Raw genomic sequence first — 12,186 nt, 5'->3', positions numbered from 1 at the left:
AATTATGATTAACAATCCAAATCAAAAAATAACAATAAAAGAACGTCTTCGGTTGTTCACCGAAAACGTCCTTTTGATTTGTCACCGACAAGAGCTTGTAGAATACAAGTCTCTTATCATAACTGATGATCATTTTATTTACTTTTGGCAAGGAATGCATCGAGTTGTTCCTGTTTGGCTGCAATAATTTTATCAATTCCCGCTGCTTTCAATTTTTCCAGATATTTCGGAATCATTTCATTTGGATCAACGGCGCCCGATGTCATGCCCGGCTTGAACTGTTTGTTCACGTTGTTGACTGCAGCAATTTCATTTTTGACCGATTGACTGTTGAATGTAAAGCCCAGTGCTGGGGACTTCACACCTTTGGCGTTAAATTCTTTGAACTTTTCCCACTTTTGCGGGTCTTCATTATCCCAGAGGAAGTTCAGGAACTGGTTACCAAGCTGCCACTGGGCACCTGGATTGTAGGTACGACTGTTGGCATCTACGCCTTCAGGGAGAGTAATGATATTATCCTGTCCGTCTTTTTTCACATAGTGGGTGCCTTCAATTCCGAAGTTCAGCAAGTTGTTAATTTCCTTGTCGGAATGCAGCAGGTTAATGACCTGCATCGCTTTCTCCGGTTGCTCGGAAGAACGGGAGATTGCAAGCATTGCTCCAGATGCATCACCTGTCGTGATTGTCGGCTGTGTCATCTCAATCTGAGTCAGTGGGAAACCTACATACCCTTCTTCTTCTTTATCCTTGCCTGGCTTCATGCCGTCTGTCCAGAGAAACGCTTTTCCAGCCTTCGCCTGGTCTTTCGGGAACACATTGGACGTAGCAGCATCACTGTTGATATATCCTGCTTGATACCACTTGCGGGCGAGTTCAGCCGCTTCTTTGAATTCAGGGGTCTCCACTTCATTCAAAACCGTTGTTCCACCTGCTGTTTTGGAGATCACTCCAGGTACGGAAGCATCACCGAGATAATCCCAATCTAGATTCTCCAACAGCCCGTTACCATTGGTGTTGGACATATAGAATGGTGTAATGCCTGGCTCGTTTTCCTTGATTGTTTTGAGCAGTGGCTCCAGATCAGCCCAAGTCTTTACAGCCGTCAGGTCCAGCTTATACTTGTCAGCCAGATCTTTACGTACCAACACACCCCGTGTGGCAGCGAGTTCCTTATTCGTAGGAACCCCGTAATTCACGCCGTCCACCTGGGAACCTTCCAGAAAGGCAGGGTCCAGGTTTTTCTTGATATCCTGACCATAGGTATCCAGCAGATCATTCAATGGCAAGAATGCACCTTTCGCTACATTCACCGTGTAGTTCTGCCAAGCTGCAGTGAAGATAATGTCTGATTTTTCACCCGAGGAGATCATGAGATTCAGCTTGTTATCCCATTGCCCCCAGTCAATCGCATTGATCTTAAGCGTGGCTCCAATCTTCGGCTCCATCTTTTTGTTAATCTCGGCTTCCACCAGAGCGACATCCTTCTGTGGTGTCCCTGGATAAAACAGTGTCACTTCGTAGGGTTTGCCCCCACCTTCACTTGCTCCTCCGCCTTCTGCGCCAGGTGTTGTTGTTCCCCCCTTGTCTGTTGAGCAAGCAGCCAGCACCAGGCTCAGCGCCATAACTGTTGCCATCATGCGTGACCATACCTTTAATGATCTAACCAATTGAACCCCTCCTGTCATGTGTTGAACCATACAACCGATTTCCCCAATTCACAAATAAACCTGTAACTACTTCTGTATATGCCCTTTCAGTCCATCTTCATTTACCTTGCCCTCTCCGCTAACCGGTTCAGAGTTATCCCTTCACAGCGCCAACCGTAAGACCTTTGATGAAATAACGCTGGAAGAACGGATATGCCAGTACAATTGGACCAATACCGACCACAGCCATCGCCATTTGCAGCGTTTTGTTAGGCAGATTCAGCAAGCCACCCTGCGACGAAATCTGTGAAGAGACGTTGGAGTTGGTTGTTAAATATTGAATATCGAGCAGCGTTCGATACATAAGGTACTGAAGGCTGATCGTCCGGTTATCTGATATAAAAATCATGCTAAGGTACCAGTCATTCCAGTAATTCAGTGTACTGAACAACGCGACGGTTGCCATAACGGGAAGAGAGAGCGGTAGTACGATACGTGCAAACGTTCTCAATTCTCCTGCACCATCAATCCGAGCGGATTCCAGAATGGACACCGGAATGGAGTTCGCGAAGAATGTACGCATAACCAGTACAAAGAATGGGGATAGCAGTAGCGGCAGTATGAGTGCCAATATGGAGTTTTTCAGATCCAATACATTGACATAGACCAGATACCAAGGTACCAGACCTCCATTGAACAACATTGTGAAAAAGATGAAAAAGGCGAACCAGCCCCGGTAAGGCAGATCTCTTCGCGAGAGCGGATACGCATACAATGCGGTCAGCGCAACACTTGTTATGGTACCTACAACGGTAACAATAAAGGATATACCATACGAGTGAAGGATCTGATCCATATCTCTGAACAGAAACTCATAAGCCGTCAGGCTGAACTTCTCTGGAATAAGCTTATATCCATTGGCAATTACGGTTGTCTCGTCCGAAAATGAGATGGCGAAGACAAGCAGGATCGGCACAATACAGGCAACGGCATAGAATAGAAACATCGCATGAATAACGGATGCGGAACGCTTCGATACGGCTAGTGGATCATGTGATTTCACAGCTGACTTGCCTCCTCTCAAAATAATGCATTATCTTTATCTATTCGTCTTACAATGGTATTGGATACAAGAACCAGCACAAATCCGACGATGGCTTGATATAGACCTGCTGCTGATGACATTCCGATATCTCCACCGATAAGGAACGTACGATATACATAAGTATCCAGTACATTTGTTACAGGGAACAGTGCTCCTGACTCCAATGGAACCTGGTAAAACAGGCTGAAGTCCGCATAGAATATACGGCCAATCTGCAATAACGTCATAATGACGATTAATGGTATGAGGAACGGAATGGTGATGAAGCGGATCTGATGCCATTTGGTTGCTCCATCGAGCACAGCTGCTTCATAGTATTCTTCATCGATACCCACGACAGCTGCCAGATAGATGACGGCATAATATCCAATGTTCTTCCAAGTATTCACCAGTGGCAAAATATACGGCCAATACTTCGGCTCGGAATACCAGTCGATCGGCTGACCGCCGAACATCTGCAGAATTGTGGAGTTCATGAACCCTGAATCCTTGCCCAGGAAAGCCAGTACCAGATAACTGACCACAATCATGGACAGGAAATACGGCAATAGCATAAGTGATTGATATAACTTGGACATTGCCTTGTTTTTCACTTCATTGAGCAGAATAGCAAGCCCGACACCTACAAAAAGATTCAGTGCAATAAACACGGTGTTATACGCGAGTGTATTTCGGGTAATTTCCCATGCATCACTGGTTGAGAACAAATATTTGAAATTGTCCCATCCACTCCACGGGCTTCCCCAAATACCATCAGCATAGTTTACATTTTTGAATGCGATCAGAACGCCGAACATCGGCATATAGTTGTTCACCAGCAGAAACAGGACACCTGGCAAGAACATGAGATACAGCACCTTGAATTTGCCAAGATTGTGCCACACAGACTTGCGCTTTCGGACTGTTTCTCCCGGTATTTCCGATATCCGTACTCCCTTACCCGCCTGGGGTTGTGTCTTCATAACTTGTTCTCCCTCACTCCTCTTGAATTCTTCCTCAGGATGAAGCTCCGTTGCGGCTCCTGTGGTTCAAGTATACGGCGGGGAAAGTAAGACCTCTATCTGCTGTGGTGACCTGTTGACTTATCAAATTATGACTTTAGTACCAAAAAAAACAAAAGACGCAGCATGCTGCGCCCTGGACTATACGGTACGTGACTGTTTACGAAACTCCTGTGGTGTGATCCCCGTGCACTTTTTGAACATTTTGGTGAAATGCGAGTAATTATAATACCCCACCTTGCCAGCGATGTCCGTTACCTTGACGGTGGACTGGGACAACAACGTTTTCGCTTTAGCCACTCTGCCCTGCAGGATAAACTCAGATAGGGACATGCCCTTCTCTTTCCGAAACAGACGGGATAGATAAGCGGGATTGAATCCGGCAAAAGCTGCAAGTTCCTCTCGCATAAGTTCTTCACCAATATGGGTTTCAATATAAACGCACAACTGATCCACAATGGTCATAGGACTATGATCGTCCGGGTACAACACCGGGATAACACGATCAATTAGATCCGACGTCCACTGCTTCAACTGCGGCAGCGATCTTGTCACCACACTCTCTTCCGGCTCCCGTTCACCCGGATACAGACTGCGTATTGACACGTTCTTCTGATGAAGCAGTGGATAGACCACATGCAGCATGGCATGGTAGTAGAGATGCAGCATTTCAGGAGACAATCCCTCCTGGGCAGCAAGCAATTCAAAAATTTCATCCACACGTTCTCGCAAATCCCCTACTTTCCCTGTCTCAAAAAGAATGGATAATTCCGAAAACCATGGAATAGGCAAAAAGCGATCTTCCTGATCTCTTCCCCGCTCATCATAGACAAAAACTTCTTCAAGCTCCTTAATATTGCGGCGTTCCATATCCATCAGTTCATTTAACATGCCTTGCAGTTCAGTTACAGCAACCGGGACACCAACATAACAGGACAAGCGGCAGTAGAAATACGTACCACAATCCTTGATATACCCCTGACAACGTTGTGCCACTTCGCTCGCACTCGGGATGATGCCGTCTTGCTCGTAAGCGAGTACAATATTCAATCCACTTTGATCCTGAAACACCTCACCCGGCTTGTTGCCAAGCAGGATCTCCCTGGCTGCATTACGAAGCGCATATTCCAGCACCTCCTCGTCGCGCAGGTCAAACTCACGCAGCCACTCCTCTACCGAGATCACAATGGGTAACACACGAGCCTGCGGATCAATCTCGGCACCATACAATTCTGCGAGCTCTTGCAACCGTTGTTTGGTTAACGTGATGCGCTGAGAGATGGCATCTTTCCAGAAGCGTTCTGTTAGTAGCGGTTTATGGGTCTTCCAGCGTTTGTATACGGTCTCATAAACTTCGTTGGTACGGGTACGCTGCTCTCCATCCTTGATCTTCTCCACCGCCTGGGTTACTACCTTAATCAATTGATCCGCTGGAGCCGGCTTCAACACATAATCAAAGCTATTTAGCTTGATGGCTGTCTGAGCATAATCGAATAAAGCATGCCCTGTTAGGAAAATGGTCAGTATGCCTGGATCATGTTTTAACACCCAGCTTTGCAGGTCAAGTCCTGTTTCACCAGGCATCTCGATATCACAGATCATAATATCAATAGCATTTGCTCTTAAGATTTCTCTTGCCTCTTCGGCATCACAAGCACTGAATACCTGCTCGACGCCTGCTGCTTGCCAGTTAACGCCTTCCACCATCGCTTGTAATGCATACACTTCATCATCCACGATCAACAGGTTCCGCATGGGCTCCCCCTTCTTCCTCTTCGGTCTGTGCGGGCAAATCAATGATGACTTTGGCGCCATGATCCGCCCCATTTCCAAACTGCAAACTGGCTTGATCACCATACTTCACTAAAAGCCGATGAGCCACGTTCCATATACCGATATGCTGTCCACTCGGGTCTTCAGTGTATTGTCCATGTTGCAGACGCTCCAATAACTCCTTATCAAATCCGACGCCATTATCTGCAATCATCAATTGAAGCACCGTGCCATCGACCTGACCGGATGAGTTCGTACCGAAACGTGCCACGATCCGAATGACGAAGGCTTGCGTCCGGCGCTGAAATCCATGAATAATGGCATTCTCCACAAAGGGCTGAATGGTTAATGGAGGAATCACATAATGCTCCAGATTCGGTTCGACATCCAGTTCAAATTCGAATCTGCTTGGAAACCTCAGCTTTTGAATTTCTAAGTAATGACGAATGTGCTCCAGCTCTTCATCCAGACGAATGACACGTTTGCCTGCGCGCAGACTGAATCGAAAATAATCGGCAAGATGACCCGCCATCTGCTGCACCAACTCATGCTTTTGCAAGGAAGCCAGACTATGAATAATATTAAGTGAATTCAGGTAAAAGTGAGGATTAATTTGCATCTGTAATTGTTTGAACTCTGCCTCCCGCGTTCGCAGTTGTTCCTCATACACATCAATCTTCAGATGCCTGATCTCACTCGTCATCTGATTGAAACTTCGTGTCATAAATTCAAGTTCCGAAGAAGATGGCGGGTCCAGCTTCACATCGAGATCTCCACGGCTCACCCTTCTCATACCTCGAATCAACGCATTCATTGGGCGGAATAACAGATGCCGCAAAAAGATCAGTGCAGTAACCAGAATTACTGCCGCACCGATGGGGAGCAGACGAATGATCTGCTGGAAAAACGGGAGGTTACGCATCATGTCTTCCTCAGGCAGCAGCACGATATAATTCATCTGGGACATCGCCGAGGCAATACCCAACATCAGATATTGACGTGCTTCTCCCTTGTTCACAACTTCGGAGATCACCTGATACGGATCTTTCAGGCCAGGAAGATGCGCTGCAGCAAGCTGAATCTGTGCAGTAGTCAAAGTGGAATCAGATAATGCGCCACCGTCTGTTCCAACAATAACTGCGCCACTCCGATCCCCGGATTCAGTGAATGGTTGTGTGTGATTCAATGCATTCATATCGACAAGTGCACCTGCATAGAACTGCTGGTTGATTCGCACCGTTTTGACCAGTGCATTCCACGTCCCGCCACGCACGATGCTCCATTCCGGCTTCTGGATATCCCCTTCCAATTGCTGCATCTGGACAGGCATACTCTCCTGCACAACCGACTTTTTGACATCATAATTGCCTGAAGTGGCGAGCAGCAGATCATCATTCACGGCATCATATAGAAAAAAAGAATCGATTAGATTATAAAAACCGATATCTGTCATGAATTTGTTCATAATTCGTTGCTTGGCAATAATATAATCGCCGCTGCCATATTTCAGAAAAAACAGAGAGATAATATCCGGGTCCCTCTCGCCCAGACTATATAAATACCGATTCGTCTCCTGTAATACACGTTCATTCTGCTCCACACTCTTGGCGAGATGACTCATATTGGTGAGGGATACTTTGTCACGGACGACTTTCATGGCGTAGACGTTGTTGTAATAAAGCAGCATGAATAGTGGCAGCATGATCAATGTAAGACCCACGATAAATTTAAAACGAAGTGAACGGATCAAGTTCATGGATTCCCGCCCTTTTGGAGGTAGTTCAAGAAGTCTGCTTTTGAACACACACTTTTTTTGATTCAACATCATTTTTCTATTTTCTTCCTTATGATGGCATGTTTATTGTAATCACCCCTGCTTGCCATTGTCTATGGGTTCCCGTGACCTTCATATGTCAATTCTGGTGACTTTCATCCGCTCCAATTTCGATAGTAATCAGCTTCATGTTGTAATAAATTCTCCAGTTGTAAAAAAAATCCTTCATTATTACTCTGAAGCTTCTCCCTAAAAATAAATGATGTAGCAAGCCCCGGACTCCACGAACGCCCGGTCTTGACATGCATACGATATATCACTCCTTGGGTTATTCACCAGGATGTAGGGAGGCCTGTTCAATGAATATTCAACTCACTGCATTACATTATGTCTATCTGGCATTTATCGTCTTGATCATCGCCGTAATGATCCGGCGCAGGGACACCACGATCATCTGTGTCGCGGGTATTATGACCATTGGACTTCTGGCAACCGAAACCTTAAGCGGCTCAGTTGCCGGGATCTTCAGCAGTTTTATCTATGCAACAAAAGAATTGATAAGTACGATCTTTATCATCTCGATTATTGTAGCGATGAGCCGTGTTCTGATCAGAACCGGTATTAATGAGGTCATGGTGACACCCGTCACCCGGTTTATCCGTTCTCCTCAGGTCGCATATTGGGGTATCGGATTGATTATGATGGTCGTATCGCTATTTTTCTGGCCATCGCCGGCCGTAGCACTCGTCGGTGCAGTACTGCTTCCTGTAGCGGTGCGTGTAGGTCTTCCTCCCATTGGAGCTGCCATTGCCATGAACCTGTTTGGACACGGGATTGCACTGTCAGGAGATTACATTATTCAGGGGGCTCCCAAACTCACGGCTGATGCAGCCGGTCTACCCGTTACTTCCGTCATGACGGCCAGCATCCCTTTGGTTATTGTCATGGGAACCGTATCTACCCTTACAGCCTTCTGGATGCTGCGCAAAGAGATGAGATCAGGCTCACCTGTTCATTCCCCAGATGCCATATCAGGTACCGTGAGCACGGAACCCTCTTCCTCATCAGAGACTGTGCCCACCACCCTACCTGCTAATCAGCCTGTTCAAGGTCAAGTGATGTCACCCCGTCTGCAAAAAGCTTTTGCACTGCTTATCCCTCTGTTATTCGCAGTTGATGTGATTCTGATGTTTGTATTGAAGTTGCAAGGCGGCGATGCAACCGCTCTGATTGGTGGAACCGCTGTGGTCATACTGATCGCTGTCACCCTTGCCGCACATCGTCATGCCGGACCTGAGGAAACGACCCATTATTTAATAGAAGGATTTCAGTTTGGTTTCAAGGTATTTGGACCGGTTATTCCCATAGCTGCGTTTTTTTATCTGGGAGATGCTGCAATTACGGAGTTGTTCAGCAACCCTCTTCCTGAAGGTTCTCACGGGATCGTAAATGATCTCGGGGTCGCACTTGCTGGACTGGTACCACTGAATGGAACCGTGGGCGCAATTACAATGACGGTGACCGGAGCAGTGACCGGAATGGATGGTTCGGGGTTCTCGGGTATTTCCCTGGTTGGCTCGATTGCGTCCATGTTCGCAGGTTCGGCAGGTTCTGCACCTGTGCTGACCGCGCTGGGTCAGGTTGCAGCCATATGGGTAGGTGGCGGAACCTTGATTCCATGGGCGTTAATTCCTGCTGCTGCAATCTGCGGAGTCAGTCCTTTTGAACTTGCAAGACGCAACCTGAAGCCTGTATTGCTGGGACTTACGGTAACGACGATTGTAGCTATCTTTCTGATCTGAGCAAAGGTTATTTACACTGACACTACGATGACAGAAGCACCTTCCAATCGCTGTTATTCCCAGATTTTTTGATTCCCTTGATAAAGGGAAAATCCGGTAATAAGCATATGCTTCCGATGTAGCTTTCTTTCAGAAAGCTTTTAGGCGAACGCTTCGCTTTTTCAGGTTTTTTCTGTCCTCTCCGTTATCGTGTAAATGATTAGTTCATCTCAAATAGACATTTTAAAAAAACGTGCGTGAACGCGCCCATCTCCAGAGCTCTTCACGCTTCATCTCGGCCAGATGCAGCATCTCCACATATGGATCTCCCTGTAATCCAAGTACAGAAGCAAATGCAGGCTCCGTCTTCCACCCTGCTTGTTTTAGTCTGCGGATCTCACGATGTCCTGCGTCTCCCCACAGTTGTAACAATCTCCACTCCACAATCATATGTAGGTATGCATTCTGCCTGTTAACTGGCACGGATTGGGCAAAAATCTCCACAGGCCAATGTCCCACTTGCAAATGACAAGTCACATAAGGACGTTGGTCTGGAAGATCCCCACCACGAACACATTGAAACTCACCAATCGCTCCGATCTGTTCATACATCTCAGCTTCAAAGGCATCCAGATCCTCCGCATAACACAGCAGATCAAGATCACTGCCCGGAACATCAACATCAATCGGTACTGTGCCCGCCGGATAGGGGTGGTAGGCAGCTAATAGTTCGAGCAAACCACTGCTCTGTATTACGCGATATGCGTCCTGCTGACGTGCATTACCCGAAGCCAGATGTGCCATTACTTCTGCGGTCGTGCTCATTTCAACGCCTTGAGCCACAGTTAGTTCGATCCTGTAATGACCTGTTTCACACGTCCAACTTGGCCACTCGTCAGTCGTACTTTGATTCCGTGTGGATGGGTAGGGGACTTGGTTAACAGATCCTTTACAATGCCACGTGTCAGCTTACCTGTAGCTTGGTCCTGCTTCAATACAATGTCCACTTCAAGACCCGGTTTAATATTTATTCGTTGCTGTCCATTCATCATGTTCACTCTCCTCTATGTCATCATTCATATCATGGTTCAAGTAGCTCTTCATACAAAGCTCCATCTATTGTAGACGTTTTGGTTTCAAAACAAAAGGGAGACAGACAACACTTCCCACTCCTGGATTCATGTTTCATATGGAGATCAAATATAAAGAAACCGCAGGTCTCTATATCCCGAGGCCTGCGGTTTCTAATTGAATTGCAATATCTAGGGCTTCACATGCTTCAACGAAGAAGAAGGTGCAGCCCCATCCTTCGCAGCTTCACGTGCCTTCACAGCAAGCAGCTCAGACACCGTCACGAATCGATATCCCTGCTGCTGTAACTTTGGCAAAATCGTTTTGAGTGCAGCTACCGTATGGGATTTGCCTTCCACCTTATCATGGAAGAGTACAATATCCCCATTACGGGCGTTATTCAGTACTTTTTTAACGATAGCCGACACACCTGGGGAAGCCCAGTCTCGTGTATCCTGATGCCAGGACCAGAGTACGATGGTATACCCTTTTTGTTTGGCAGCCTGAATGACCATATCATTGTAATAACCGCCAGGCGGTCTGAACAACAAGGGCCGCTCCGCACCCGCTTCAATGATGGAACTCTCCGCTGCGTTCATATCCTTCATGTACTTGTCCGCACGTGTTGATCGGACTGCATACGTGTGCGCATACGTATGATTGGCGATCTCATGCCCTTCGAGCTGTTCCTGCTTAATCAGTTCAGGAAATTTCTCTGCCCATTTGCCTAGTACAAAAAAGGTTCCTTTGGCTTGATATTGCTGAAGCAATGCCAGAATCTGCGGAGTCTGAACCGGATCTGGTCCATCATCAAAGGTCAGAGCGATGAGTTTATCCTGTGTGGGAACTTCCCACACGATCTCTCCTCGTTCCTCATAATACTGACGGTTCTTCTGTACAGGCTTCGCATAAGCAGAACTGCTACCCAGCAAAATAATTAGCGTGAACATTCCGATGACTCGGGCTGCCTTCAGGTTCATGTTGTGTCCTCACTTTGTCTTCAAACGTAAACTCCCTGTTAGCATTTCCCGATTCACCCGAACTCATGAACGAAAGATCTGATCCACGACGGCAATTTCTTCAGCAGTTAATTCCACATTTAATGTTTGCAGATTGTTAATGACCTGCTCTGGTCTCTTGGCACCTGGAATCAGTGCATCAATCGATGGCTGCGTCAGGTACCAGGCCAGAACCAGATGAGCAACCTCAACATCCTTAGATTGTGCTATGCTGCGCAGTTGCTCAACTTTATCCAAATTTTCGATGAAGGCTTCACCCGTGAACAGCGGATTCTTCGCCCGTCCATCCTGAAAGGTTGTATTACGATTATATTTACCACCGAGCAGTCCAGCTGCCAGTGGGAAGTAAGGCACAAAAGAAATATTATGCTCAGCCGTATACGGCAACAGCTCTTTCTCCGCTTCTCTTTTGAACAGATTATATTCTGACTGTAATACGTCTACATGCCCGTCTTTGTTGGCTTCACGTAACTGATTCATGGAGAAATTAGATACGCCAATCGCACGAATTTTACCAGCGTCTTTTAATTGTTTTAACACATCTACCGCTTCATCCTTAGGCGTATGTTCATCCGGAAAGTGAATGTAGAACAGATCAATGTAATCCGTTTGCAGACGTTTCAACGCCTCATCCACGGATGTCTTCAGAAAAGCAGGTGAGTTATCCATGACAATCTTGCCATCCACCAATTTATGAGCTGCCTTGGTCGCAATGATGGTATTCTGACGCTGACCGGTTTCCTTCAATACTTCGCCGATCAATCGCTCTGAATGCTCAGGTCCGTAAATATATGCCGTATCCAGAAAGTTAATCCCTTGTTTCAAAGCTGTACGAACTACTTCCTTACCCGTCTCATCATTCAGCATATCCGGATAGATATTATGCCCTCCTACAGCATTTGCACCCAGTCCAATGGGATTTACGACCAGATCGGTCTTGCCCAACCGTATTTGTTGTTTTGCCATGTGTCATCTCTCCCTTACTGATCGATATATAATGGATAGTGATTCATTTT

10 protein-coding genes are annotated in these 12,186 nt (G+C 46.6%); 1 reads left to right on the top strand and 9 read right to left on the bottom strand.

All coding sequences use genetic code 11. From position 1 onward, the window contains the following. Positions 1–134: 134 nt before the first annotated feature. The 5 genes from MKY85_RS10430 to MKY85_RS10410 all read right to left on the bottom strand — a co-directional run bounded on the left by MKY85_RS10430 (position 135) and on the right by MKY85_RS10410 (position 7,281). Positions 135–1,667 carry an ABC transporter substrate-binding protein gene (locus MKY85_RS10430; protein ID WP_339241290.1) on the bottom strand — a complete coding sequence of 511 codons (1,533 nt, stop codon included), beginning with the start codon at positions 1,665–1,667 and terminating at the stop codon, positions 135–137. Between the two features lie 133 nt (positions 1,668–1,800). Beyond that, on the bottom strand, positions 1,801–2,709 hold the full coding sequence (locus tag MKY85_RS10425; protein ID WP_339241288.1) for a carbohydrate ABC transporter permease: 909 nt from the start codon (positions 2,707–2,709) through the stop codon (positions 1,801–1,803). A 17-nt stretch (positions 2,710–2,726) separates the two neighbouring features. Then, the gene (locus MKY85_RS10420) at positions 2,727–3,713 is read right to left on the bottom strand and encodes an ABC transporter permease subunit (RefSeq protein WP_339241286.1); all 987 of its coding nucleotides are present in this window, start codon (positions 3,711–3,713) and stop codon (positions 2,727–2,729) included. 180 nt (positions 3,714–3,893) lie between these two features. Further along, on the bottom strand, positions 3,894–5,507 hold the full coding sequence (locus tag MKY85_RS10415; RefSeq protein WP_342572530.1) for a helix-turn-helix domain-containing protein: 1,614 nt from the start codon (positions 5,505–5,507) through the stop codon (positions 3,894–3,896). Beyond that, complete coding sequence (locus MKY85_RS10410) at positions 5,482–7,281, bottom strand: sensor histidine kinase (RefSeq protein WP_342572529.1); 1,800 nt, start codon at positions 7,279–7,281, stop codon at positions 5,482–5,484. Before MKY85_RS10410 ends, MKY85_RS10415 begins: the two co-directional genes overlap by 26 nt. 377 nt (positions 7,282–7,658) lie before the next feature. Here MKY85_RS10410 and MKY85_RS10405 point away from each other — a divergent pair, with 377 nt between their 5' ends. Further along, positions 7,659–9,101, top strand: coding sequence for a hypothetical protein (locus MKY85_RS10405; RefSeq protein ID WP_339241280.1), 1,443 nt, complete (start codon positions 7,659–7,661; stop codon positions 9,099–9,101). Between the two features lie 222 nt (positions 9,102–9,323). Here MKY85_RS10405 and MKY85_RS10400 read toward each other — a convergent pair whose 3' ends face one another. The 4 genes from MKY85_RS10400 to MKY85_RS10385 form a co-directional block, all read right to left on the bottom strand. Then, a complete protein-coding gene (locus MKY85_RS10400; protein ID WP_339241278.1) occupies positions 9,324–9,923 on the bottom strand; it encodes a DUF4269 domain-containing protein in 600 nt (199 codons plus the stop codon). Between the two features lie 2 nt (positions 9,924–9,925). Then, positions 9,926–10,129 carry a YwbE family protein gene (locus tag MKY85_RS10395; RefSeq protein ID WP_339243006.1) on the bottom strand — a complete coding sequence of 68 codons (204 nt, stop codon included), beginning with the start codon at positions 10,127–10,129 and terminating at the stop codon, positions 9,926–9,928. 213 nt (positions 10,130–10,342) lie between these two features. Further along, the gene (locus MKY85_RS10390; protein WP_253433462.1) at positions 10,343–11,131 is read right to left on the bottom strand and encodes a polysaccharide deacetylase family protein; all 789 of its coding nucleotides are present in this window, start codon (positions 11,129–11,131) and stop codon (positions 10,343–10,345) included. A gap of 63 nt (positions 11,132–11,194) precedes the next feature. Then, positions 11,195–12,136, bottom strand: a complete 942-nt coding sequence (locus tag MKY85_RS10385; RefSeq protein ID WP_342572528.1) for an aldo/keto reductase — start codon at positions 12,134–12,136, stop codon at positions 11,195–11,197. Positions 12,137–12,186: the final 50 nt, after the last annotated feature.

This window comes from Paenibacillus sp. FSL R5-0749 (assembly GCF_038595085.1).
Taxonomy (GTDB): domain Bacteria; phylum Bacillota; class Bacilli; order Paenibacillales; family Paenibacillaceae; genus Paenibacillus.
The sequence above is the reverse complement of the archived record's forward strand: the minus strand, read 5'-3'. Positions and strand labels throughout refer to the sequence as shown.